Source organism: Arenimonas donghaensis DSM 18148 = HO3-R19 (genome assembly GCF_000743535.1).
In the GTDB taxonomy this organism is placed as follows: Bacteria; Pseudomonadota; Gammaproteobacteria; order Xanthomonadales; family Xanthomonadaceae; genus Arenimonas; species Arenimonas donghaensis.
This window is the reverse complement of sequence record NZ_AVCJ01000014.1, coordinates 20,046-43,323: the sequence shown is the minus strand read 5'-3', so window position 1 is coordinate 43,323 and position 23,278 is coordinate 20,046. Positions and strand designations below refer to the sequence as shown.

The window sequence follows — 23,278 nt, the reverse complement described above, 5'->3', positions numbered from 1 at the left end:
GGAGGGCGCCCTCTCGGGCGGGGCCGCTACTGAAGCCGACCGGCCGTCCAAGGTGGGTCGAGATCCCGTTCTTGGCGCGAATATTGGAGCTAGCTGCGTGCCAGCCTGGATGGTCGGATTCGATCGACTGAGAGGTCTGAATGTTCTCTGGGCATGGGAGGTCAATAGCTCCGGCGTAGGCCGGCAGCGAGATCATTAGAGCCAGAGTGGCGACGCGCTTCATCGAGGCACCTAACACCTATTCAGCCCCAAATTCGAGGCGATGTGCCTACGTTGCGGTAGGACTCGGGGGTGGTCAAGAGAGAATTCTTACCCATAGCCAACGGGTTGGCTGATTTTTTCGGGGCTTCGCGTAATTCAGCATCCTCGCTTATGGATGGGAAGCGAAGCATAGGCATTTATCGGAGCGGAACTGGGGGCGTAACCCGGTTGCAGGGGGCAAGTGGGGCCGGTGGGGCGGAGTCCGGCGGGATGGGGCTTGATGGCGCCTGAGCGCGTCGGGACGGGGCCGCGTCTCCTTGAACAGGTCCGGCAGCGGCTCAGGGCGCGGCATTACAGCCTGCGTACCGAGCAGGCCTACGTGGGTTGGATCCGGCGCTTCATCCTGGCCTACGGCAAACGCCATCCGCGTGAGATGGGCCGGCGCGAAGTCGAGGCCTTCCTGTCGAACCTGGCGGTGCGGGGGCGGGTGTCGGCAAGTACGCAGAACCAGGCCTTGGCGGCCCTGCTTTTCTTGTATCGCGAAGTGCTGGGGCAGGAATTGCCCTGGATGGAAAAGGTGGTGCGGGCGAAGAAGCCTGAGCGGTTGCCGACGGTGCTCGGCCACCAGGAAGTGCAGGCGCTGCTGGCAGCGATGGATGGGCGCACCTGGCTGCTGGCCAGCCTGCTCTACGGCACGGGCATGCGGATCACCGAGGCGCTGCGCCTGCGCATCAAGGACCTGGACTTCAGCCGCCGCGAGATCACCGTGCGCGAAGGCAAGGGGGCCAAGGACCGGCGCACCCTCCTGCCCGATGCCCTGGCCGCGCCACTGCAGCGGCAGCGCGAGCATGCGTGTTCCGTTCACGCCGCCGACCTGCGCGAAGGCTTTGGCCGCGTGTGGCTGCCATTCGCCTTGGCGAAGAAATATCCCCAGGCCGACCGGGAGACCGGCTGGCAGTATCTGTTCCCCGCCGAGCGACGCTCGCGCGATCCGCGCGACGGCTGCGAACGCCGCCACCACCTGGACGACCAGGTGCTGTCGCGCGCCCTGAAGCAGGCGTGCCGTCGCGCCGGCCTGGCCCGGCACGTCACGGCCCACACGCTGCGGCACAGCTTCGCCACCCACCTGCTGGAGGCGGGCTACGACATCCGCACGGTGCAGGAACTGTTGGGTCACAAGGACGTGGCGACGACCCAGATCTACACGCATGTGCTCAATCGCGGCGCAGGCGGGGTCCGCAGTCCGCTGGATCGGCCGCCAGCGTGAAGGATTCACGCGTTCCGGCCAGCGCCTGCGCATGCATGGTCGCCAGCAGGCGTTCCAGGTCGCGGGCGAAGCCGGCCGGGTCGAACAGGCGCCCCTGGTCCAAACGGGCGCGAAGACGCGTTTTCAGTTCCATGCGCGCGGTGTCATCCAGGCCCAGGCGGATCGCCAGCGCCACCAGGCCGGCGCGATCCTTCGCCAGGCAGTCTTCCAGGCCGGCGGCGTGCAACAGGCTGGCGGCCATGCGGCTCACGAACGTGTCGCCGGCGAAGCTCAGTACCGGCACGCCCATGCGCAGCGCATCGCTGGCGGTGGTGCCGGAATTGTAGGGGTAGGTGTCCAGCGCCAGGTCGGCCAGGGCCAGGCGCGCCAGGTGCGCCTCGCGCGAGAGTTGCGGTGCGAAAACCAGCCGCCCGCCATCAATGCCCCTACGCTCGGCTTCGGCCCTGAGGTGGGCATGGGCGGACGCATGCCGCCCCGTCGCCAGCCAAAGCACGCTGCCCGGGACCGCAGCAAGCACCGCACACCAGTCATCCCAGACGGCAGGGTTCATCTTGTAGGTCTGGTTGAAGCTGCAGAACACGACGCCCTCCCCGGGCAAGCCGGCGTCCGCGCGCGAAGGCGGCGCCGGCACCGGGGCGAGGGCGCCATTGGGCTGGAAACAACCCGGCAGCCGTGCCACCGCCTCGCTGAACGCCGGCTCCAGCGACGTCGGGATCGCCACGGCATCGCCAATCACGTAGTCGGCCAGCCGCGGTTCGCCCAGGGTGCCGATGTAGCCGATCCACTGCGCGATCACCGGCGCGGGCCGGCGCGCGTTGATGCCAGGGCGGCCGCCCTGCGTGTAGCCGGTCAGGTCCACCAGGACGTCGATGCCGTCGGCGTGGATACGGCTGGCGGCCGCGGCGTCGTCCATCGCGTCAATGTCCACGAACGTATCCACCGCGGCACGGATGCGCGTGCGCCACGGGTCGCCCGGCGCCGGTGCGCGATAGCCATAGGCGAAGACCTCCACGGCCTCGCGGTCGTGTGCGGCCAGCACCTCGGCAACCAGGTAGCTCACCGCATGGTTGCTGAAGTCCGCCGACAGGTAACCGATGCGCAGGCGCCGGTCACCGGGCCGGGCGTTGACGGCAAGCGGGGGAGCGTCCAGCAGGGGGCCCCACTGTGAACGCGCGAACAGCGCCGCCGCCTCACGCTGCGCCCGGGGCGAGGCTTCAGGCAAGGACAGCAGGATCGAAGGCGAGCCATCGCTGCGTTTCGCGCGCGCGAAGGCGGCCAGCAGGGTCTGCGGATCCAATACCGGATCGGCAGCCCAGTCGCCCAGGTGACGTCGCAGGTACAGGCCATCGCAGAGGCTCCTGAGGTCATCACGATCCGCCTGCACGGCGCGACGGTAGGCCGCCAGGGCGTGCGTGGTTTCGCCTTTGGCCTCGTTCAGACCGCCCAGCTTCTGCCAGGCGATCGCCAGGCCCGGCTGGGCGCGTACCGCCTGCCGGTAGGCCGTCATGGCGGCGTCGTTGTCGCCCAGCTTCTGGTGTGCGAAGCCGACGTTCACCAGCACCCCCGGGGATGCGCCAGCCGCCAAGGCGCGCTTGAAACACTCAAGCGCCTGGGGCACGTCGCCACGCGTCTGCGCCAGGATGCCGGCCAGGTTCCAGCCGTCGGCGTGGCGTGGCGAGCGCGCCAGCAGCGCCTGCACCAGGCGCCATGCCGTTGCCGCTTGGCCTTGCCGGAAAGCCTGCGTGGCCTGGACGAACAGCACCTCGGGCGAGGCAGCCGGCGGCATCATGGAGTCAGCGAGGCTTGGCGGGCAGCGGGAACGGCGTCACCACCTTCTCGCCGGTGCTCGCGTCGCGGATGCTCAGCTGGCCCTTGCGGTCGACTTCCTCGACCCGCACCACGCTCTGCATCGGCAGGTGCAGCACGCGTGTGCTGGCGAACTCGTCGCGCAGGCGTTCCTCGGTGGGGTCGACCACCACGCCTTCCTTGGCATCGAACACCAGGTCGGCCACCTCGGTGAACCCCCACAGCGAACTCGCCGCCACCCGGCGCGCGTACAGCTCGTACACCTTGCCGGCGTTGAGGAAGGTCACCTTGTAGAGGATGCGGTTGCTCATGCCGGCGATTCTAAGCCGCGGCGGCCGTGAAGTCCTGCCCGCGCTTCAGACGCCGCGCTTGCGCCGCGCCAGCGCCGGCTTCAGCGCCAGCGCATACAGCAGCCCGACCACGAAGCCGGCCAGGTGCGCCCACCACGCCACCGCGCCGAAGCTGGGGCCGGTGAAGGTGAAGATCAGCTGCAGCGTCGCCCACAGGCCGATCAGCAGCGCCGCCGGCACCTTGATGAACTCCAGCCACAGGCCCAGCGGCACCACCACGCCCAGGCGCGCCCGCGGGAACAGCGCGAGGTAGGCGCCGATGACCGCCGACACGCCGCCGCTGGCGCCGATGATCGCCCGCGCCGGCGTGCCCATCAGTACCGCTGCCGCCAGGTTGGCCAGGGCGCCGCCGGCCAGGAACAGCAGCAGGAAACGCCACGGCCCCATGGTGCGTTCGGACGGCAAGCCGAAGATCAGCAGGAACAGCAGGTTACCCACCAGGTGCACCGGACCGGCGTGGATGAACAGCGCCGTCAGCAGGGTCAGCAGCCGCACGTCGCGCATGGCCGCGCGCCATTCCGTGACGCTGCCCGACAGCGTGCCCCAGCGCAGCAGGGTCGAACGCCAGGCGGCGTCGTCGGGCAGCAGGAAGATCCAGATGTAGGCACCGACCATCAGCGCCGCCAGCAGCGGCGTGGCCCAGCGCCAGTGCGCCTTGCGGCGGGTGGGCAGGTCAACGAACACCGGTCAGGGCCTCGGCACCAGTACGTCGCGGCCGTTGAACGAAATCACCAGGCCGTCGCGGCGGATCTCCCGGATGACCAGGCCGGCGGTGGGTGTCGCACCTTCGCCGTGGCGACGTCCGTCGAGGATGACGAAACGTTGCGCCGGCTCCTCGGTGAACACGTGCATGGTGATGTTCAGCGGCGGCAGCGCGTTGCGTTCGGCGGCCGGCAGGTCGGCGAGGCGGGGAAGGGCGTCGGCGTACGCCGCGGACTCGGTCTCGGCAGGGGGCGCGACCGGTTCGGGCGGGGCCGAAGGACGCGCGGCGGGTCGCGCAGGCACGGGTGTCGGCGCCACGACTGGCCGGGGTGCCGACGTCGGAGCCGGACTGGCGGGCGGCGGCGTGGTGACAGGCAGCGGGCGCGCGTCGGATGCGCGGATCGATTCTCCCCGGCCGACTGACGCGGGCGGGGGCGCCTCCATGGCCATCGATGCAGGGACGGTCGCGACCTCTTCGTTTGCGGGCGGAACCGACGGAGTCGTCGACGACACAGGCGCGCCATCGGCCTCGGCCATCGAGGCCCCGCGTGACCAGCCCCACCAAACTGCCGCGGCGGCGAAGACGACCAACAGCGCGCCCAGGGCAAACACCCACGCCGGCGTGCCGCGCGGCCGGCGCGGCGCCAACACGGCCTGTTCGACGAACAGGCCCGGGGCCTTGCCGCGCTGACGCTCGGCTTCGGACTTCTTCAGGGCTTCCAGGATCAGCGACATCAGTCCAGCACCCGGCGCAGGCGCGGGCCCTCGTTTTCGCGGGCCGACAGGGCCATCAGGGTTTCCGGGCCGACCACGCCGTCGGCCGCCAGGCCATGGGCATCCTGCAGGCGGCGCACCGCCGCCAGGCTGTCGGCATCGAGCACGGCCGGGCCGGCTTCGTGCGACTGCAGGCCGGCGCGGTCGCGCAGGCGGTCGTGGATCCAGTCCACCGCTGGGCCGCTTTCGCCCGCCACCGGTGCCGGCCAGAGGAAGTCCGGGCCGCGCCAGAGCGTGGCGTAGTCGCCGTTCCAGGCGCGTTCGAGCGCCAGCCGGTCGGTATCGAAACGGCCGCCGCCCAGCCACAGGCGCACCCGCAGCGCGTCGGCGCCCAGCAGCAGCGCCCAGGCTTCGTCTTCGCCCAGGCGCAGGCGCATCAGCGCCGGCCTGCCCAGCGCCGCCAGCTTGTCCAGGCTGCCGCGGCCGCGCAGGCAATAAAGACCCGGCGCCAGGACCGGCGGGCAGGCCTGGGCGCGGTCCACCGTGGTTTCGCTGGCGCGCACCGTCCACAGGCCCAGCAGTTGTCCCCATGCCGCCTGCGACTGGCTGGCGGCCAGGCGGATCCGGTCGGGCAACTGGTCGCCGGGCAGGTAGGGCACCACCGCCACGGTCACCGGCGGCGGCGCCGGCGCGTTGGCTTCATCGGCGGCCGTATCCACGACCGGGTCCGGCTCGTGCAGCGCCAGCATCAGCACCAGCACCGCCAGCACCACGGCCACGGCCCAGGCGAGGTTGAACTTCGGCAGCTTGGACAGGCGCGGCGCCATTGCTTCGCGGGCGGCACGATCCACCCAGTTTTCGCTCACCTGCACTTCATCGTGGGCATAGCCGGCCAGCAGGGCGCGCTCGGCGATGATGTTCACCAGTCGCGGCACGCCGCTGGCGTGGTGGTGGATGCGCTTGACCGCCAGCTTGGTGAAGGGGAACCGCGTACCGCCGGCCACCGCGAACCGGTGCCGCAGGTAGGCCTCGGTTTCGGTGGCGTCCATCGGCGTGAGGTGGAAGCGCGCGGTGACGCGCTGCGCCAGCTGGCGCAGGTCCGGGCGCGCCAGCATGTCGCGCAGCTCGGGCTGGCCCAGCAGCAGGATCTGCAGCAGCTTCTGGGTCGGGGTTTCCAGGTTGGTCAGCAGGCGCACCTGTTCCAGTGCTTCGGCACTCAGGTTCTGCGCCTCGTCGATGATCAGCACCACCCGCAGGCCCTGCGCGTAGGCGTCGAGCAGGAAATGGTTGAGCGCGTCCACCAGGCCCTTGAGGCTGCCGCGCTTGCCGGCCACGTCGATGCGCAGTTCTTCGCAGATCGTCTCCAGCAGCTCCACCGGGTCCAGGCGCGGGTTGAGCACCAGGGCCACGCGCACGTTTTCGGGCAGCTGTTCGAGCAGCAGGCGGCACAGCGTGGTCTTGCCGGTGCCGACTTCGCCGGTGAGCTGCACGAAGCCGCCGCCGCCGCCCTGGCCGATGCCGAACAGCAGGTGCGCGAGCGCGTCCCGGTGGCGTTCGCTCAAATAAACGAAGCGCGGGTCGGGCGTGATCGAGTACGGCGGCTCCTGCAAACCGTAGTGCTCGAGATACATGCGTCTTCCGTGCGAAAGGGGCGCCCAGCATGCCACGCCGGCCACGCGGGCAGGAACCGGCCGATTCCGGTCCGCGGCGGGCCGCTTTCTTCGCGCCATCGCCACCGCTTGCCTACCGGCGCGCCGGGCTAGTGCCGATTCGCGGCCGTGGCGACGGGCGGACGCTGTCCCTGCGCCATCCCGGCGCGGAGGAGACACCGATGATCCTGACCCGTTGTTTCACCATCGCTGCCCTGTGGGCGGCCGCTGCCTGCGCCTGGGCCGGCCCCGGCTCGGGCGACGAAACCATTGAACGCCCGCCGGGCACGGCGCTGCTCACCGTGCACTCGGCCGTGCCCGAGGCCACTGCCTTTCCCGACGACGGCAGCACCCACCTGGTCTGGGAAGACAGCCTGGGCCGCCGCAGCAAGGCCGAAATCGCGGCCGACGGCAGCATGCGCCTGTACCTGCCGGATCAGCCGATGCGGCAATACCCGCCACGTCCGCGCCTGTTGACGCTGTCGGAAGAGACCCGGGTCAACCTGATCCTCGACTACTACTACGAAAACGGCGTCGACCTGGAAAACCGCCGCAGCCGCCGTCCCGGCGATCCGCCGCGGCGCACGGCGATGCGCGGCGGTGGCGGCCTTGGCCCGCTGATCGTCTGGATGATTTTCGACAGCTGCATGAACGCCGAGAAAGGCCGGCAGAACGCCTGCCTGGAAGAGTGCGCGTCCATCGGCATGAGCGCGCACTACCGCAGCGGCCTCTGCGGCGCCGGTTCCACCTGCACCTGCGTGTACGTCGTCGAGCGCCAGCCCGACCCGAGCTGAGCCCGCAAGGAACAAGGCCCTCCTCCCGGAGGGCCTTGTCCTCGTCATCTTGTGGGAGGGACTTCAGTCCCGAGAAGCTTCGGGACTGAAGTCCCTCCCACAGGTGCAGTCCACCCGCTCAGTCGTCCAGGGTCAGCAGCGAGGCATTGCCACCGGCCGCCGTGGTGTTCACGGTCAGCACGCGCTCGGTGGCGAAGCGCAGCAGGTAGTGCGGGCCGCCGGCCTTGGGGCCGGTGCCGGACAGGCCTTCGCCGCCGAAGGGCTGCACGCCGACCACGGCGCCGACCTGGTTGCGATTGACGTAGCAGTTGCCGACCCGGACGGTGTTGGCGATCTTCTCCACCGTCGCGTCGATGCGCGAGTGGATGCCCAGGGTCAGGCCGTAGCCGGTGGCGTTGATGTCGGCCATCACCTTGTCCAGGTCGCTGGCCTCGTAGCGCAACACGTGCAGCACCGGGCCGAACACCTCGCGTTCGAGCTGCGAGAGGCTCTTGAGTTCATAAGCCCGCGGCGCGAAGAAGCAGCCGTTGGCGGTTTCCTCCGGCAGTTTCACCTGGTTGATCAGCGTCGCCTCGCGGTCCATGCGCTTGGCGTGGTCCTCGAGCACCTGGCGCGCGTCTTCGTCGATCACCGGGCCGACGTCGGTGCTCAGCAGCGCCGGGTCGCCCACGCGCAGTTCATCCATCGCACCCGAGAGCATGGTGATCACCTTGTCGGCGATGTCGGACTGCACGAACAGCACGCGCGCCGCCGAACAGCGCTGCCCGGCCGAATCGAAGGACGACACCATGGCGTCCTTCACCAGCTGCTCGGGCAGGGCCGAGGAGTCGGCGATAAGGGCGTTCTGGCCGCCGGTTTCGGCGATCAGCGCCGCGATCGGCGCCTTGCGGGCGGCCAGGGCGCGGTTGATCGCCCAGGCGGTTTCGGTCGAGCCGGTGAAACACACGCCGGCGATGCGCGGATCCTTGGTCAGGGCCACGCCGACGGTGGCGCCGTCGCCCGGCACGAACTGCAGCACGTCCTTGGGAACGCCCGCCTCGTGCAGCAGCTGGGTCGCCAGGTAGGCGGTCAGCGACGTCTGTTCGGCCGGCTTGGCGACCACGGTATTGCCCGAGGCCAGCGCCGCGGCCACCTGGCCCAGGTAGATCGCCAGCGGGAAGTTCCAGGGGCTGATGCAGGCGAACACGCCCTTGCCGTGCAGCCACAGTTCGTTGGTTTCGCCGGTGGGGCCGGGCAGCTTCTCCGGCGCACCGAACAGCTTGCGCGACTGCATGGCGTAATAACGCAGGAAGTCCACGGCCTCGCGGACTTCACCCACCGACGAGGCGATGGACTTGCCGGCTTCCTTCACGCAGATCGCCATGAACGCGCCCATGCGCTGTTCGAGCAGGTCGGCGGCGTGCTCCAGGATGCGGGCGCGGCTGGCGGCCGGCATCTTGTCCCAGGCCGGCTGGGCGGCCACCGCGTTGGCGATGGCACGTTCGACCGTGGCGGCGTCGGCGTTGACGTATTCGCCCACCTGTTCGCGCCGGTCGGCGGGGTTGGTCACCTTCACCTTGTCGCCGGAAATCGTGGCGCCCGGCACCAGCGGCGTGGCCGAAACCGGGGCGAGCGCGGCGTTGATATCGCGGGCGAGGGTGGCAAGGGTGTCGTCGTTGGCGAGGTTGGCGCCCATGGAGTTGGTCCTGTCTTCGCCGGCGGCCCGGAACAGCGCGCGCGGCAGGGGAATGCGGGGATGAGGCTTGCTTTCGTAGGCGCTGGCCACGGCGACCGGGTCGGCCACCAGGTCGGCGGCCGGCAGGGATTCGTCGGTGATGCGGTTGACGAAGCTGGAGTTGGCGCCGTTTTCCAGCAGGCGGCGCACCAGGTAGGGCAGCAGGTCCTCGTGCGACCCCACCGGCGCGTACACCCGGCAGGGCACGCCCAGCTTGTCGGCCGGCACCACCTCGGCATACAGGTCGTCGCCCATGCCGTGCAGCTTCTGGTACTCGAAGCGCGCGCCCTGGGCGTAGTGGTGGATGGCGGCGATGGTATGCGCGTTGTGCGTGGCGAACATCGGGTAGATCGCGTCCGTCGCCGCCAGCATCTGCCGCGCGCAGGCCAGGTAGCTGACGTCGGTGTTCACCTTGCGCGTGAACACCGGGAAGCCCGGGTAGCCGTCGGCCTGGGCCTTCTTGACCTCGCTGTCCCAGTACGCGCCCTTGACCAGGCGCATCGGCATGCGGCGGCCGGTGCGGCGGGCCAGGTCGACGAGGTAGTCGATCACGTAGGGCGCGCGCTTCTGGTAGGCCTGCACGGCCAGCCCGTAACCTTCCCAGCCATCGAGCGAGGCGTCTTCATAGGCGCCGGCGATGACGTCCAGGCTCAGCTCCAGGCGCTCGGACTCTTCGGCGTCGATGGTGAAGCCGATGCCCTGGGCCTTGGCCAGCCGCGCCAGTTCCAGCACCCGCGGCGTCAGTTCGGCCTGCACGCGGGCGCGCTGGGCCAGTTCGTAGCGCGGGTGCAGGGCGGAGAGCTTCACCGAGATCGACGGCGCCAGGAGCACGTCCTTGAACGGCCCGCCGGCGCCGATGGCGGTGATGGCGTCGCGATAGGCCTGCAGGTAGCGGTCGGCGTCGGCCTGGGTGAAGGCGGCTTCGCCGAGCATGTCGAACGAATACAGGTAGCTGGCCGCCTCGCCCTTGCGGCTGCGCTCGAGCGCGTCGGCGATGGTTTCACCCATCACGAACTGGTGGCCCATGATCCTCATCGCCTGGCGCACGGCCAGGCGGATCGCCGGCTCGCCGGCGCGGCCGACCAGCCGGCGGAAGGCGCCGACGGCATTGCGGCGGGTTTCATCGGCCAGGTTGACCATGCGGCCGGTGAGCATCAGGCCCCAGGTCGAGGCATTGACCAGCACCGAGCTCGACCGGCCCATGTGCTTGTCCCAGTCGGCGTCGCCGAGCTTGTCGCGGATCAGCTTGTCGGTGGTGGCCCGGTCGGGCACCCGCAGCAGGGCCTCGGCCACGCACATCAGCAGCACGCCTTCCTCGCTGGACAGGTCGTACTGGCGCATGAAGGCCTCGACCATGCCCGGGTCGGCGCCGCGCACCCGGGTACGCTGCACCAGGCCGACGGCGGCGGCCTGCACGGCGGCTTGCTCGTCTTCGGGCAGCCGGGCCATTTCCAGCAGGCCGGCCAGGTGTTCGGCCTCGTCGCGGTGGAACGCCGCGGTGATCCGGGCGCGCAGGTCCGACGGCGCGTCGGGCAGTTCAGGGCTCAGGATCGGGCTCACAAAGGTCCGTGGTGTTCGGCGCGGGCTGCGCGTGAAAGCGGATTCTACGGCCGCGGCCGGGGGGGCCGGAAGCCGTCCCCGTTCACCTTTCCGGACAACGGGCCTCCGGTTTGGCTTGCCCCCCTGTCGCGGGGGTAGCTAAAATCCGCCAGTTCTCCTGTCCTGCGTTTCCTGCGCTGGCCGCCCCGTGGCGGCTGGTGGCGTCCGGGAGCCGGGCGGAGCCAAGACCACACGTTGGGGTATGTTCGGATGAAAGCGAAGAAAGCAAGCGCCATCGTCGCCAAGGCCGCCACCGGCCTGCTGGCCGCGCTGGCCAGTGTCTCGGCCTGGGCCGACAGTGAGCCGGTCCGCTGGCAGCTGAACATGCCCGAGGGCGTCACCCAGACGGCGGAAAACGCCTACTTCATGCACATGCTGATGCTCTGGATCTGCGTTGCCATCGGCATCGTGGTCTTCGGTGCCATGGCGGTGGCGATGTTCAAGTTCCGCAAGTCCAAGGGCGCCAAGCCGGACGTGGACTTCACCCACTCGACCAAGCTCGAGATCCTCTGGACCGTCATCCCCATCGTCATCCTGGTCGTGATGGCCGTGCCGGCCACCTCGATGGTGATCCAGCAGTACGACGCCAAGGGCCACGAAATGACGGTGAAGGTCACCGGCTACCAGTGGATGTGGCGCTACGAGATCGTCGGCGAGGACGTGAACTTCATCTCCCGCCTCGACCGCGAATCCGACCGCATCCGCCAGTCCGGCGAGCGCCCCGAGAGCGACGTGGTGCCGCATTACCTGCGTGACGTCGATCGTCCGCTGGTGCTGCCCACCGACACCAAGATCCGTTTCGTGGTCACCGCCGACGACGTCATCCACGCCTGGTGGGTGCCGGCGCTGGGCTGGAAGCAGGACGCCATCCCCGGGATCATCAACGAGGCCTGGACGGAAATCCGCGAGCCCGGCACCTACCGCGGCGTTTGCGCCGAGCTGTGCGGCAAGGACCACGGCTTCATGCCGATCGTGGTCAAGGCCGTGCCGCGCGCCGAGTACGAGGCCTGGCTGGCCGCCCAGAAGGCCGGCGACCTCGCCGAAGCCGCCCGCATCGTAGCCAACGCCCCCGCGAACGCGGGCGGCGAGGGCTGAGCAGAACCTGAGAGAGGCACAAGACCATGGCACACACTGACGCCCACGCCGCCGACCACCACGGCGAGCACAAGCAGGGCTTCGTCCAGCGCTGGCTCTACTCCACCAACCACAAGGACATCGGTACCCTGTACCTGGTGTTCGCGCTGGTGATGTTCTTCATTGGCGGCTCGATGGCCCTGGTCATCCGCGCCGAGCTCTTCCAGCCCGGCCTGCAGCTGGTCGAGCCCGAGTTCTTCAACCAGATGACCACCATGCATGCGCTGGTGATGATCTTCGGCGCGGTCATGCCGGCCTTCGTCGGCCTGGCCAACTGGATGATCCCGCTGCAGATCGGCGCGCCGGACATGGCGCTGCCGCGCATGAACAACTGGTCGTTCTGGATCCTGCCCTTCGCCTTCACCCTGCTGCTGATGCCGCTGATCCTGCAGATCGTGTTCGGCGTCGGCGGCGGCGGCCCGGCCGGTGGCTGGACGCTCTACCCGCCGCTGTCGCTGCAGGGCGGCAACAGCACCGCGTTCACCATCTTCGCCATCCACCTGATGGGCATCAGCTCGATCATGGGTGCGATCAACGTCATCGCCACCATCCTCAACATGCGCGCCCCGGGCGTCGACCTGCTGAAGATGCCGATCTTCTGCTGGACCTGGCTGATCACCGCCTTCCTGCTGATCGCGGTGATGCCGGTGCTGGCCGGCGCGGTCACCATGCTGCTGACCGACAAGTTCTTCGAGACCAGCTTCTTCAACGCCGCCGGCGGCGGTGACCCGGTGATGTTCCAGCACATCTTCTGGTTCTTCGGTCACCCCGAGGTCTACATCATGATCCTGCCGGCCTTCGGCATCGTGTCGGAGATCATCCCGACCTTCGCCCGCAAGCCGCTGTTCGGTTACCAGGCCATGGTCTACGCCACCGCGTCGATCGCCTTCCTGTCGTTCATCGTCTGGGCCCACCACATGTTCACCGTGGGCATGCCCGTGGGCGGCGAGCTGTACTTCATGTACGCGACCATGCTCATCGCCATCCCGACCGGCGTGAAGGTGTTCAACTGGGTCACCACCATGTGGCGCGGCTCGATGACCTTCGAGACTCCGATGCTGTTCGCCCTGGGCTTCGTGATCATGTTCACCATCGGCGGCTTCTCGGGCCTGATGCTGGCCATCGTCCCGGCCGACTTCCAGTACCACGACACCTACTTCGTGGTGGCGCACTTCCACTACGTGCTGGTCACCGGCGCCGTGTTCGGCATCATGGCCGGCGTGTACTACTGGCTGCCCAAGTGGACCGGCCATATGTACAACGAGAAGCTGGGCAAGCTGCACTTCTGGCTGTCCACCATCTTCGTGAACCTGCTGTTCTTCCCGCAGCATTTCCTGGGCCTGGCCGGCATGCAGCGCCGCGTGCCCGACTACAACATGGCCTTCGCCGACTTCAACCTGTGGTCGTCCATCGGCGGCTTCGGTTTCGGCCTGAGCCAGCTGCTGTTCGCCTACATCGTCTGGTCGGCCGCCCGTGGCGGCGTCAAGGCCGAGGCGCGCGTCTGGGAAGGCGCCAAGGGCCTGGAGTGGACGGTGGCCTCGCCGGCCCCGCACCACACCTTCACCCTGCCGCCGGTCATCAAGGACGGTGACCTGGCCCACGGCGACATCACCCACTAAGGAGCGCAGGCGCCCCGCCCGGGGCGCCGCCAGTCCGGCATGAACACGACCCGTCCGCAAAAAACCGACGATATCCGCCGCCGCAACGCCCGCCGCACGGCGCTGGCGCTCGGGCTGGTGGCCGTCGGTATTTTCGTGGCCTTCCTGCTGACGGCGGTGGTCCCGTGAACGCGCGTTCGCTCAAGACCTTCAAGACCATCGCGCTGGTGTCGGCGGCGTCGTTCGTGTTCGCCTTCTCGCTGGTGCCGCTGTACCGCATCGCCTGCGAAAAGGTCTTCGGCATCAAGCTCGAGCAGGGCCCCGCCGGCGAGGCGCAGGTGGCCGGGCTGCAGGTGGACGAGTCGCGCACCGTCACCATCGAGTTCGACGCCACGGTGAACTCCAAGCTGCCCTGGGCGTTCAAGCCGACCCAGCTCAGCATGCAGGTGCACCCGGGCAAGATGTACGAGATGAACTACACCGCCCGCAACCTGTCCGACCACGCGATCGTCGGCAATGCTGCGCCGTCGGTGGCGCCGTCCACGGCGTCCACCTACTTCAACAAGACCGAGTGCTTCTGTTTCACCGAACAGCTGCTGGCCGCGGGCGAAGAGCGCCTGATGCCGGTGCGTTTCATCGTCGACCCGGCGCTGCCGGACAACGTGCAGACGCTCACCCTGTCCTACACTTTCTTCAGCAACGACGCGGCCACGGCCCGGGTCGGCGAGGGCGCGCACGTCGTCCCCGCCACCGCCCGCACGGCGCCGTGACCCAAAGCCCATCAGGAATACCGGGGAACCCCATGGCACACACCCACGACGACCCGAACATCTATTACGTCCCGCACCACAGCCCCTGGCCCTTTGTCGGCTCGATCACGCTGTTCACCGCCATGGTCGGCGTCGCGAACTGGTTCAACGGCCACGCCTGGGGCCAGCCGGTGTTCTACATCGGCCTGATCGCCACGCTGGCGGTGCTGTTCGGCTGGTTCGGCAACGTCATCGCCGAATCGGTGTCGGGCAAGTACAACGACCGGGTCGATGCCTCCTTCCGCATGGGCATGATGTGGTTCATCTTCTCGGAAGTGATGTTCTTCGCGGCCTTCTTCGGCGCCCTGTTCTATGCGCGCCAGTTCGCGCTGCCCTGGCTGTCGGGTGAAGGCGATGGCTCGCTGACCAACCAGTTCCTGTGGGCGGGCTACAGCGCCGGCTGGCCGGCCAACGGCCCGGCCGCCATCGGCGGTTCGTTCCAGACCATCTCGGCCTGGGGCCTGCCGCTGGTCAACACCCTGCTGCTGCTCAGCTCGGGCGTGACGCTCACCATCGCCCACCATGCGCTCAAGGCCAACAAGCGCGGCTCGCTGCTGTTCTGGCTGGGCGCGACCATCGCGCTGGGCGCGATCTTCATGGGCGTGCAGGGCTACGAGTACTACCACGCCTACGCCGAACTCGGCCTGACCCTGGGCTCGGGCATCTACGGCTCGACCTTCTTCATGCTCACCGGCTTCCACGGCATGCACGTGATGCTGGGCACGATCATGCTCACCATCATCTGGCTGCGCTGCCTGCGGGGTCATTTCAGCCCCGACCACCACTTCGGCTTCGAGGCCGTGGCCTGGTACTGGCACTTCGTCGACGTGGTCTGGCTGGGCCTGTTCGTCTTCGTCTACGTGCTCTGACGAGGCAGGTGGGAAACGCCTTCTGTGGGAGGGACTTCAGTCCCGATGCCGTTCGGGACTGAAGTCCCTCCCACTCAAGGCGATCCCACGTTGGATACCCAGGGGCCGGCCTTGCGCCGGCCCGCTGTTTTCAGGGCTGGCGGCCGATGCCGTGCGGCTCGACCAGGCCGGTGGCGATGCCGATGATCACCAGTGCGATCAGCGCCACCGACAGTCCGATGCGCCAGGTCAACGAATTCACGGTGCGCTTGCTGCGGCCCTTGTCCACCATCATGTAGTACAGGCCGGCGCCCAGGTTCCACAGGATGAAGATGAAGAACGCGATGACGACCAGGGTCTTGAGTTCACTGCTCATGCAAAGGGCCGGTGGCGAAGTCTGTCGCGCATTATCCCCCTCCCGGGCCCGCCGGTGGTGAAACGCCGCGTCCTGCTCGCGGTTTTCGGACTGTGCCTGGTGCTGGGTTTTTCGGCATTGGGCCGCTGGCAGTGGAACCGCGGCCTGGAGAAACAGGCCATGCTCGAGGCCGCGGTGGTTGCGCGCGCCGAAGCGCCCTGGCCGCTGTCGGCGGCGGCAAGCGGCGAGGGCGTGAATCGTGCGGCCGGCCAAGGCCGCTTCCTGGACACGCCGCCGCTGTGGCTGGACAACCAGCGCCGTGGTGCCCGCGTGGGCGTGCGACTGTATTGCGCCTTCCAGCCGCACAGCGGCCCGGCGCTGCTGGTCGACCTGGGCTGGCTGCCGTTGCCCGGCGATCGCAAACTGCCGCGCGAAGCCTGCCCCCGGGGCGAGGCGCAGCTGGCGGGTTTGTTGTCGCCGCCGCCGGCCGTCGGCCTGAAGCTGGGCGAAGGCCTGCAATCGCGCGACGGCGGCCAGCGCTGGCTGGCCCTGCACCTGGAGCCGGCCAACGTCGCCCGGGCCTGGGGCCTGTCGGCCCTGGCACCCAGGGTGTTGCGCCTGGATCCGTCGCTGCCGCTGGGGCATGAACGCGATCTTGAGGTGCTGGCCAATACCCTGCCGCCTGAGAAACATCGCGGCTACGCCATCCAGTGGTTTGGCCTGGCCATCGCCACCCTGGTGGTCATCCTTTTGCTGTGGTTCCGGAAACGCCCATGACCCAATCTGCCCATCCCGCTCCGTCCAGGACCCGTTCGCGCCTGCAGCTGCTGCTGGTGGCGGCGTTTTTCCTGGGCAGCTTCGGCATCGCCGCGAGCCTGTTCTTCGGCGGCTGGAAACCCAGCCAGACCCGCAACATCGGCGAGATGCTCGACCCGTACCCCGACCTGCGCGGCCTCGACCTGGTCCGCGCCGATGGCAGCGCCTGGCAGTGGCAGCCGGCCGAACGCAACTGGCACGTGGTGTTCGTGGCGCCGCAAGGCTGCGGTGAGCCCTGCGCGGCGATGTACGACGCGCTGCATCGCGTCTGGCTGTCCGAAGGCCGCCATGCCGAACGACTGAAGGTGCTGTGGTTCGGCGAGGTGCCGGCCGGCGCGGCGTCCTTCAGCGGCCTGGTGCCCATGCAGGCCAGCCCGGCGCTGGCCGCCGCGCTGCCCGACACCGCCAGCGCCCAGGCACTGCCCGCATACCTGGCCGACCCCAATGGCTACCTCGTCCTGCGCTATGCCCCGGGCTTCAATCCCGGCAGCCTGCGCAAGGACCTCGGTCGTGTGTTGAAGTAGGCCCTGATGAACGCACCTTCCAAACACTTCCATCGCCTGGCCTGGGCCGGCGTGCTGCTCGCCCTGGCCGTCATCGTCTTCGGCGGTTTCGTCCGGCTGTCCAACGCCGGGCTGAGCTGCCCGGACTGGCCCACGTGCTACGGCAAGGCCACCTGGCCGACCCAGGACCACGAAATCGCCGCCGCCAACGAAGGCTTCGAGCGCGTGGTCGAAGTGTCCAAGGCCTGGCGCGAACAATTCCATCGCCACATCGCCGCGCTGCTGGGCCTGCTGGTGCTGACGCTGGCGCTGCTGGCGGCCCGCAAACGCAAGGGCGGGGTGGGCAGCGTGCTCGCGGCCGCGGCCCTGGTCGGCATTTCCATTCCGGTCTACATGGGCGTGGGCATGGCGCCCAACCACGAGCTGTCGGTGGCGCTGTGGCTGGCCGGCGAGCTGATCCTGCTGGTGCAGGCCCTGCGCTGGTCGAACGTGGACGCCGCCCGCCTGTCGACCTTGCTGCTGATGGTCATCATCTTCCAGGCCGTACTGGGCATGTGGACGGTGATCTGGCTGGTGAAGCCGGTGATCGTCATGGCCCACCTGATGGGCGGCCTGCTGACCCTGTCGCTGCTGACCTGGCTGGCCTGGAAGACCACGCCCGGGGGGCCACTGGTCAGCGCCGAGGCGCCCAAGCTGCGCCGATTGCTGTGGATCGGCCTGGTGCTGCTGGTGCTGCAGATCGCCCTGGGCGGCTGGACCAGCGCCAACTACGCGGCCCTGGCCTGCGGCACCGAGTTCCCGACCTGCCAGGGCCAGTGGTGGCCGGCGCAGGACTACCGCGAAGGTTTCGTGCTCTGGCGCGGCATCGGCGTGGACTACGAAGGCGGCGTGCTCGACGGCCCGGCGCGCGTGGCCATCCAGATGGCGCATCGCCTGATGGCCCTCCTGGTCGTCGGTCACCTGCTGGTGGTGGCGATCAAACTGCTCCGTTCGACCGGCCTGCGTTATTCCGGCGGCCTGCTGCTGGCGCTGCTGTGCGCCCAGGTGGCGCTGGGCATCAGCAACATCGTGGCGGGCCTGCCGCTGTGGGTGGCGGTGGCGCACAACGCCGGCGCGGCGCTGCTTCTGTTTACCGTCATGGGCCTGCTGGCGCGGCTGCGGGCACCGGAATGAGCCTGCCCCTGGCCGCCTATTGGGAGCTGACCAAGCCACGGGTGGTGGCGCTGATCGTATTCACCGCGATCATCGGCATGTTCCTGGCGATCGAGCCCGGCCAGCCCTGGCCCTGGGAGCGCATCGTGCTCGGCGCCCTGGGCATCTGGCTGGCGGCGGCCTCGGCGGCGGCCATCAACCACCTGCTCGACCAGCGCATCGACGTGCTGATGGCGCGCACCCAGCATCGTCCGCTGGCCACCGGCTCGCTGCGGCCGGGCCAGGTGCTCGCCTTCGCGCTGGTGCTGGGCGCGCTGTCGATGGCGATCCTGGCCTGGCGCGTGAACCTCTTCACCGCGGCGCTCACCTTCGCCTCGCTCATCGGCTACGCCATCATCTACACCGGCTACCTCAAGCGCGCGACGCCGCAGAACATCGTCATCGGCGGCCTCGCCGGCGCCGCGCCGCCGGCCCTGGGTTGGGCGGCGGTGAAGGGCTGGCCGGCGGGCGTGTCGTTCTGGGGCCTGGCCGGCGCGCCGCTGCACTACGACCACGCGCTGCTGCTGGTGCTGATCATCTACGTCTGGACCCCGCCGCATTTCTGGGCCCTGGCGATCTTCCGCCGCGACGACTACGCCAAGGCGCTGATCCCGATGTTGCCGGTGGTCTACGGCGTGACCTACACGCGCTGGCAGATCCTGTTCTACACGGTGCTGCTGCTGGTGGTGACGGTGCTGCCCTATGTCGCCGGCATGAGCGGGGTGTTCTACCTGGGCGGGGCGCTGGTGCTGGGCGGGGTGTTCCTCTGGTACGCCATCCGCCTGCTCAACCCGCCGTCCGAGCTTTACGCGATGCAGGTCTTCAACTACTCCATCGTTTACCTGATGGCCCTGTTCGCCTTCCTGCTGGCCGACCACTGGCTGCTGCGCGACGCCGCGGACGTGGTCCAGGCCCTGGAGTTCCTGCCGGCTTGACTTTTGGTTTTACAGGCGTAAATTGAATCATCAATTACGCGTGTAAAAGGAAAGTCCATGGCCGGGATCTCCATCAGCGAAGCCGAAAGCGAAGTCATGAAGGCGCTCTGGGCGGCCGGTGAAGCCACCGCCGAGGACCTGATCGCCGCCGTCGCCGGCCCGCAGGGCTGGGCCGAGGCCACCGTACGCACCCTGATCAATCGCCTGCTGACCAAGGGCGCGTTGTCGGCCGAACGCGAAGGGCGACGCTATCGCTACCGCCCGGTGCTCAGCCACGAACAATGGCTGGCCGAACAGAGCAAGGGAGTGCTCGACCGACTATTCGGTGGCCGCGTCGCGCCCCTGGTCGCGCACTTCGGCGAGCAGGGCAAGCTGACCCGCCGCGACATCGAGGAACTGCGCAAGCTGATCGAGGACTTCGACGATGGCCGCTGAGCTCTTCGACTGGCTTCTGCGTTCCGCCTGGGCGCTGGCCCTGGCCGCCGTCCTGGTGATGGTCCTTCGGCCGCTGTGGCGGCGCTGGCTCGGCGCCGGCGCCGTGCTGTGGCTCTACCTGCTGCTGCCCGCCGCGCTGATGGCCACCAGCATGCCGGGTCCGCGGGTGGTGGTGGACGCGCCTGTCGTGGCCCTTTCCGAGCGAGCGAACCCCGCGGGCCAGTCGTACGAAGCCTCCCGCGTCTTCCAGGGCCCGGCTGCGATCAGCGCAACCGCCTCGACCCCCGCGGCCGCGTCCCGTTCCTTCCCCCGGGAAGCGGTTCCCGGGGCCGCCCGGTTCCCGCAGGTCGACGCGCACACCGTCGCCGTGCTGGCCTGGGCCATGGGTGCCTTGGCGCTGGCAGCCCGGATGCTGGTGCAGCAGCGCCGCTTCCGCCGGCGCCTGGGCCGCCTGCAGCGCCGCGACGCGACCCTGTGGCAGGCCAGTGCCGACGACATCGGTCCGGTGGTCATCGGGCTGCTGCGCCCGCGCATCGTCGTGCCGTCGGACTTCGACCATCGTTACGACGCCCAGCAGCGCCAGCTGGTGCTGGCGCACGAACGCGTGCACCTGCGCCGGGGCGACCTGCCGGTCAACGCCCTGGCCTGCGTGCTGCGCTGCCTGTTCTGGTTCAACCCCCTGGTGCACCTGGCCGCGGCCAAGCTGCGCCTGGACCAGGAACTGGCCTGCGACGCCGCCGTGCTCGCCCGACATCCCCGCGCCGGTCGCGCCTACGCGACCGCGCTCCTGAATACGCAGCTGGCCGACCTTGGACTGCCGGTCGGCTGCGCATGGCAGTCCAGCCATCCCCTCACCTGGAGAATTTCCATGCTCAAGAAACCCATGCCGGGCCCGGCCCGGCTGATGCTGGGCGCCGGACTCGCCGTGCTCGCCAGTTCGGCCGGTGCGGCCGCGCTGTGGCAGCAACAACCCGCCACCATCGTCACACTGCCGGCGATTTCCCTGGCCACCGCCGCAGCGCCGCTGCCACCGCTGGCCGTGCAAGGACAGGTCGCTGCGCCGGCGCCAGTCGCGCCTGCGTCGGTGGTCCTCGCGCCGGCCACCGCAGCGCCGTCCACGCCCCAGGCATCCAGCGCCGGCGTGCCCTCGCCGGCTCCGGTGGTCACGCCGGCCCCCTCACCGGCCGTAGAGGCCGTGGCACCGGTCGCAGCGCCTGCGCGGCCCGTTGCCACGCCGGCCCCGGAAGCGACGCCGGCCCCCGACGCGGTTCCGGCCGTGGCGCCGGCTGCGCCCGTCGCGCAGCGGGCTGGCCATGCCCCGCAGCGCGCACCGCTGCCGTCACCGCGGGTGGCCGAACGCCGGTTCCTCTACACCGACAACGTGCCCCTGCCGCCGCCGCCGATGCCGGAGGACCAGGTCGAAGCCCAGGTCTCCGAACCCAAGGTGCTGGTCATCGCGGACGGGAGCCCCGGTGCCGGCGCCGCCGGCTACCAGCCGCCGCGCATCCGCCTGGCCAAGCCGGCCCGGCTGCCGGTCCTGGCCAGCGTCAACCCGGACAGCCTGGTGGTCTCGGGCATGGTGATGCAGGTCAGCGTCGACGCCACCGGCACGCCGGTCGACGTCGCGGTCTTCGACAGCAAGCTCAGCGGCGTGTACGAGCGCAACGCCCTCGCGGCGGTGAAACGCTGGCGCTTCGAACCCGCGCGCAGTGGCGGCCAGGCGGTAGCGTCGACGGTGCTGGTGCCGGTCTGGTTCGAGGGCACGTCGGTGAGCAATTTCGAAACCGAAGCCATGCGCCACCCGAGGCCGCAGTACCGGGCTCCGCCGCAGATGGTCGCCGGGCAATAAGGCGAGCGGGGACGGGTGCAGCCTGCACCCGTCCCCGGACCGGTTTCACTCGGCGAGCAGGTACTCCTGCCAGAACAGCATCGCCGCCGCGCCGAAGTAGTCGCTGTTGCCCTTCTTGCGGAAGCCGTGGCCTTCGTCCTTGAACATCAGGTACCAGACGTCGCCGCCGTTGCCGCGCACCGCCTTCACGATCTGCTCGGCCTCGGTCCACGGCACCCGCGGGTCGTTGTAACCCTGGGCCACGAACAGCGGCGACGTGATGCGATGGGCGTTGTTGAGCGGCGCGATGCGGTCGTGGAAGGCCTTGATCTCCGGAATGCGCTCGTCGCCGTATTCGGCCCGGCGCAGGTCGCGGCGATAGTCCTCGGTGTTCTTGAGGAACGTGCCGAAGTCCGAGATGCCGACCACGTCGATGCCGGCGCGGATGCGGTCGCTGTAGTCCACCATCGCGGCCAGCACCATGTAACCGCCGTAGCTGCCGCCCATCACGCCGACGCGGTCGGCGTCGAGCTCGGGGCGGGTGGCGATCCAGTCGAGCAGGGCGCCGATGTCCTTCACCGAATCCTTGCGCAGCAGGCCGTTGTCGAGCTGCAGGTAGGTCTTGCCGTAGCCGGCCGAGCCGCGCACGTTGGGCACCAGCACCGCCACCTTCAGTTCCTCCAGAAGGAACTGGGTGCTCGGGTTGAAGGTCGGGAAGGCCTGCGATTCCGGGCCGCCGTGGATGCTCACCACCACCGGGAAGGGGCCGTCGCCCTCGGGGCGGTAGTAGAAGGCGGGAATCGTGCGGGGTTTGCCGTCGACCTGGTCGAAGGTCGGGTAACGCACCAGTTCTGGGGCGCGGAACTGGCTGGCGTCCAGGCCGCCGACTTCGCTTTGCGTCCAGCGCGCCAGTTCGCCGCCGGCCAGGTCGACCACGTAGACGTCGCTGGGCGAGGTGGCGCTGTTGAGTGTCAGCGCCAGGCGCTTGCCGTCGGGTGAGAAACCCAGGCCGCCGATGACGCCGATCGGCAGGTCGGGCAGGGCGACCGCCGCGTGGCCGGGCATCGAGCGCACGTGCAGCTTGCTGATGCCGTCCTCGTTGCTGACGAAGGCCAGGTGCGAGCCATCGTCGGCGATGACCAGGTCGGTCACGTCCCAGGGAATGTCGGCGCTGACCAGGGTCGGCGCGCCGCCGCGCGGGTCGTGGTGGCGCAGGGTCAGGAACTCGCGCTCCTCGTCGGAAACGTAATACACGCCGCGGCCGTCGGGCGCGTAAAGGAACGCGTTGAACGCCGCCTTGTCGCCGTCGACCGGGAACATACGCAGCTTGCCGCTGGCCAGGTCCAGCTCGCCGGGGTAGGCCTCGTTGATCGAGACGTACTTCATCACCAGCAGGCGCTTGCCGTCGGGCGAGAAGTCCGTCGCCGTCCAGAGTCCGCCTTCCTGCAGCACGATGCGCGATTCCCCGGTGGCCAGGTCACGCAGCCACAGGTCGTAGTCCTTGCCGTTGCGGGCGGTGCTGGCCCAGACCATGTGCTTGCCATCGTGGGACACCAGCGGCCGCGCGTTCTGGCTGCGGCCGCCGTCGGTGAGCATCGTCGCTTCGCGCTGGTCCAGGTCATACCAGAACAGCTGCCAGAACTCCGAGCCGCCCACGTCCTTGCCGAACAGGAAACCGTCGCGGCCGGGCACGGCCGTCACCGCGGAGACGGGTTCGTCGTAGAAGGTGATCTGTTCGCGCATGCCCAGCGGCGCGCGCACGCGGTGCACCTGGCTGGTTTCGCCAAACCGCGTGCTGATCACCAGGCTGCCGTCGGGCAGCCAGCCGTTGAAGCTGGCGCCGCGGGTGTTCTGGTAGCGGTTGAGGCGTTCGACCAGCTCGGCCGGCACCTCCGGCAGGTTCTCGCTGATCCGGTTTCCGGACGCGATTCGTTCCACGGTGGCCGTGTCGGCCAGGGCGGGCGGCGCCAACAGCGCCGCGCCGAGCATCAACGTGATCAGGCGCATTCAGGGATCCCCGGTGGCTTGGA

22 protein-coding genes are annotated in these 23,278 nt (G+C 69.2%); 13 read left to right on the top strand and 9 right to left on the bottom strand.

Annotated elements, in window-relative coordinates; all coding sequences use genetic code 11:
• Positions 1–223, bottom strand: a 223-nt coding sequence (locus tag N788_RS14965; protein WP_211250701.1) for an STY0301 family protein, incomplete at its 3' end; no start/stop codon positions are given.
• Between the two features lie 258 nt (positions 224–481).
• Between N788_RS14965 and N788_RS08320 the strand changes: the two genes are divergently transcribed.
• The gene (locus N788_RS08320) at positions 482–1,468 is read left to right on the top strand and encodes an integron integrase (RefSeq protein WP_034223649.1); all 987 of its coding nucleotides are present in this window, start codon (positions 482–484) and stop codon (positions 1,466–1,468) included.
• On the opposite strand, the gene N788_RS08315 is transcribed toward N788_RS08320, so the two are convergent.
• Genes N788_RS08315 through N788_RS08295 form a run of 5 tightly spaced genes read right to left on the bottom strand, consistent with a single transcriptional unit; the run spans position 1,416 to position 6,671 of the window.
• Positions 1,416–3,257, bottom strand: coding sequence for an O-linked N-acetylglucosamine transferase, SPINDLY family protein (locus N788_RS08315; RefSeq protein ID WP_051924499.1), 1,842 nt, complete (start codon positions 3,255–3,257; stop codon positions 1,416–1,418). The genes N788_RS08320 and N788_RS08315 overlap by 53 nt on opposite strands.
• Before the next feature lie 4 nt (positions 3,258–3,261).
• The gene (locus N788_RS08310; RefSeq protein WP_034223646.1) at positions 3,262–3,585 is read right to left on the bottom strand and encodes a DUF1820 family protein; all 324 of its coding nucleotides are present in this window, start codon (positions 3,583–3,585) and stop codon (positions 3,262–3,264) included.
• A gap of 45 nt (positions 3,586–3,630) precedes the next feature.
• Positions 3,631–4,308 (bottom strand): rhomboid family intramembrane serine protease, encoded by a 678-nt coding sequence (locus N788_RS08305; protein ID WP_034223643.1) that lies wholly within the window; start codon positions 4,306–4,308, stop codon positions 3,631–3,633.
• 3 nt (positions 4,309–4,311) lie between these two features.
• The gene (locus N788_RS08300) at positions 4,312–5,061 is read right to left on the bottom strand and encodes a general secretion pathway protein GspB (protein WP_034223640.1); all 750 of its coding nucleotides are present in this window, start codon (positions 5,059–5,061) and stop codon (positions 4,312–4,314) included.
• A complete protein-coding gene (locus tag N788_RS08295; RefSeq protein WP_034223637.1) occupies positions 5,061–6,671 on the bottom strand; it encodes an ExeA family protein in 1,611 nt (536 codons plus the stop codon). The genes N788_RS08300 and N788_RS08295 overlap by 1 nt, the downstream gene beginning before the upstream one ends.
• A gap of 200 nt (positions 6,672–6,871) precedes the next feature.
• Between N788_RS08295 and N788_RS08290 the strand changes: the two genes are divergently transcribed.
• Entirely contained in the window at positions 6,872–7,483 is a 612-nt protein-coding gene (locus tag N788_RS08290; protein WP_034223634.1) for a hypothetical protein, read from the top strand.
• Between the two features lie 118 nt (positions 7,484–7,601).
• On the opposite strand, the gene putA is transcribed toward N788_RS08290, so the two are convergent.
• A complete protein-coding gene (putA, locus tag N788_RS08285) occupies positions 7,602–10,757 on the bottom strand; it encodes a bifunctional proline dehydrogenase/L-glutamate gamma-semialdehyde dehydrogenase PutA (protein ID WP_244444109.1) in 3,156 nt (1,051 codons plus the stop codon).
• A 249-nt stretch (positions 10,758–11,006) separates the two neighbouring features.
• Between putA and coxB the strand changes: the two genes are divergently transcribed.
• From coxB to N788_RS08265, 5 genes are read left to right on the top strand one after another with little or no spacing between them, the layout of a single operon-like run.
• Complete coding sequence (coxB, locus tag N788_RS08280) at positions 11,007–11,891, top strand: cytochrome c oxidase subunit II (RefSeq protein WP_051924498.1); 885 nt, start codon at positions 11,007–11,009, stop codon at positions 11,889–11,891.
• A gap of 26 nt (positions 11,892–11,917) precedes the next feature.
• Positions 11,918–13,549 carry a cytochrome c oxidase subunit I gene (gene ctaD, locus N788_RS08275; RefSeq protein WP_034223631.1) on the top strand — a complete coding sequence of 544 codons (1,632 nt, stop codon included), beginning with the start codon at positions 11,918–11,920 and terminating at the stop codon, positions 13,547–13,549.
• 39 nt (positions 13,550–13,588) lie between these two features.
• A complete protein-coding gene (locus tag N788_RS15140) occupies positions 13,589–13,717 on the top strand; it encodes a hypothetical protein (RefSeq protein ID WP_275039605.1) in 129 nt (42 codons plus the stop codon).
• Entirely contained in the window at positions 13,714–14,298 is a 585-nt protein-coding gene (locus N788_RS08270; protein ID WP_034223629.1) for a cytochrome c oxidase assembly protein, read from the top strand. The genes N788_RS15140 and N788_RS08270 overlap by 4 nt, the downstream gene beginning before the upstream one ends.
• Positions 14,299–14,330: 32 nt before the next feature.
• Complete coding sequence (locus N788_RS08265) at positions 14,331–15,206, top strand: cytochrome c oxidase subunit 3 (protein WP_034223626.1); 876 nt, start codon at positions 14,331–14,333, stop codon at positions 15,204–15,206.
• 130 nt (positions 15,207–15,336) lie between these two features.
• Here the strand turns inward: N788_RS08265 and N788_RS08260 are convergent, their stop codons facing one another.
• Positions 15,337–15,561 carry a twin transmembrane helix small protein gene (locus N788_RS08260; RefSeq protein WP_034223623.1) on the bottom strand — a complete coding sequence of 75 codons (225 nt, stop codon included), beginning with the start codon at positions 15,559–15,561 and terminating at the stop codon, positions 15,337–15,339.
• A 57-nt stretch (positions 15,562–15,618) separates the two neighbouring features.
• Between N788_RS08260 and N788_RS08255 the strand changes: the two genes are divergently transcribed.
• The 6 genes from N788_RS08255 (at position 15,619) to N788_RS13935 (ending at position 21,269) form a co-directional block, all read left to right on the top strand.
• Positions 15,619–16,317 carry an SURF1 family protein gene (locus N788_RS08255; RefSeq protein ID WP_244444108.1) on the top strand — a complete coding sequence of 233 codons (699 nt, stop codon included), beginning with the start codon at positions 15,619–15,621 and terminating at the stop codon, positions 16,315–16,317.
• Positions 16,314–16,880, top strand: coding sequence for a hypothetical protein (locus N788_RS08250; RefSeq protein WP_034223618.1), 567 nt, complete (start codon positions 16,314–16,316; stop codon positions 16,878–16,880). Before N788_RS08255 ends, N788_RS08250 begins: the two co-directional genes overlap by 4 nt.
• 6 nt (positions 16,881–16,886) lie before the next feature.
• Positions 16,887–18,032: a COX15/CtaA family protein gene (locus N788_RS08245; protein ID WP_034223616.1), complete on the top strand. Its 1,146-nt coding sequence runs from the start codon at positions 16,887–16,889 to the stop codon at positions 18,030–18,032.
• Positions 18,029–18,985, top strand: coding sequence for a heme o synthase (gene cyoE, locus N788_RS08240; protein ID WP_051924497.1), 957 nt, complete (start codon positions 18,029–18,031; stop codon positions 18,983–18,985). The genes N788_RS08245 and cyoE overlap by 4 nt, the downstream gene beginning before the upstream one ends.
• Before the next feature lie 66 nt (positions 18,986–19,051).
• Positions 19,052–19,420, top strand: coding sequence for a BlaI/MecI/CopY family transcriptional regulator (locus N788_RS08235; RefSeq protein WP_034223673.1), 369 nt, complete (start codon positions 19,052–19,054; stop codon positions 19,418–19,420).
• The gene (locus N788_RS13935; RefSeq protein ID WP_051924496.1) at positions 19,410–21,269 is read left to right on the top strand and encodes a TonB family protein; all 1,860 of its coding nucleotides are present in this window, start codon (positions 19,410–19,412) and stop codon (positions 21,267–21,269) included. The genes N788_RS08235 and N788_RS13935 overlap by 11 nt, the downstream gene beginning before the upstream one ends.
• 45 nt (positions 21,270–21,314) lie before the next feature.
• On the opposite strand, the gene N788_RS08225 is transcribed toward N788_RS13935, so the two are convergent.
• Positions 21,315–23,255: a S9 family peptidase gene (locus tag N788_RS08225; protein ID WP_051924495.1), complete on the bottom strand. Its 1,941-nt coding sequence runs from the start codon at positions 23,253–23,255 to the stop codon at positions 21,315–21,317.
• Between the last annotated feature and the right edge of the window lie 23 nt (positions 23,256–23,278).

What these genes read in the sequence shown, in the direction of transcription:
- N788_RS08250 (WP_034223618.1), top strand. Translation starts at nt 16,314, where the DNA reads ATGACCCAATCTGCCCATCCCGCTCCGTCCAGGACCCGTTCGCGCCTG.
- ctaD (WP_034223631.1), top strand. Translation starts at nt 11,918, where the DNA reads ATGGCACACACTGACGCCCACGCCGCCGACCACCACGGCGAGCACAAG.
- N788_RS15140 (WP_275039605.1), top strand. Translation starts at nt 13,589, where the DNA reads ATGAACACGACCCGTCCGCAAAAAACCGACGATATCCGCCGCCGCAAC.
- N788_RS08300 (WP_034223640.1), bottom strand. Translation starts at nt 5,061, where the DNA reads ATGTCGCTGATCCTGGAAGCCCTGAAGAAGTCCGAAGCCGAGCGTCAG.
- N788_RS08295 (WP_034223637.1), bottom strand. Translation starts at nt 6,671, where the DNA reads ATGTATCTCGAGCACTACGGTTTGCAGGAGCCGCCGTACTCGATCACG.
- N788_RS08315 (WP_051924499.1), bottom strand. Translation starts at nt 3,257, where the DNA reads ATGATGCCGCCGGCTGCCTCGCCCGAGGTGCTGTTCGTCCAGGCCACG.
- N788_RS13935 (WP_051924496.1), top strand. Translation starts at nt 19,410, where the DNA reads ATGGCCGCTGAGCTCTTCGACTGGCTTCTGCGTTCCGCCTGGGCGCTG.
- N788_RS08320 (WP_034223649.1), top strand. Translation starts at nt 482, where the DNA reads ATGGCGCCTGAGCGCGTCGGGACGGGGCCGCGTCTCCTTGAACAGGTC.
- N788_RS08310 (WP_034223646.1), bottom strand. Translation starts at nt 3,585, where the DNA reads ATGAGCAACCGCATCCTCTACAAGGTGACCTTCCTCAACGCCGGCAAG.
- coxB (WP_051924498.1), top strand. Translation starts at nt 11,007, where the DNA reads ATGAAAGCGAAGAAAGCAAGCGCCATCGTCGCCAAGGCCGCCACCGGC.
- cyoE (WP_051924497.1), top strand. Translation starts at nt 18,029, where the DNA reads ATGAGCCTGCCCCTGGCCGCCTATTGGGAGCTGACCAAGCCACGGGTG.
- N788_RS08245 (WP_034223616.1), top strand. Translation starts at nt 16,887, where the DNA reads ATGAACGCACCTTCCAAACACTTCCATCGCCTGGCCTGGGCCGGCGTG.
- N788_RS08265 (WP_034223626.1), top strand. Translation starts at nt 14,331, where the DNA reads ATGGCACACACCCACGACGACCCGAACATCTATTACGTCCCGCACCAC.
- N788_RS08225 (WP_051924495.1), bottom strand. Translation starts at nt 23,255, where the DNA reads ATGCGCCTGATCACGTTGATGCTCGGCGCGGCGCTGTTGGCGCCGCCC.
- N788_RS08260 (WP_034223623.1), bottom strand. Translation starts at nt 15,561, where the DNA reads ATGAGCAGTGAACTCAAGACCCTGGTCGTCATCGCGTTCTTCATCTTC.
- N788_RS08290 (WP_034223634.1), top strand. Translation starts at nt 6,872, where the DNA reads ATGATCCTGACCCGTTGTTTCACCATCGCTGCCCTGTGGGCGGCCGCT.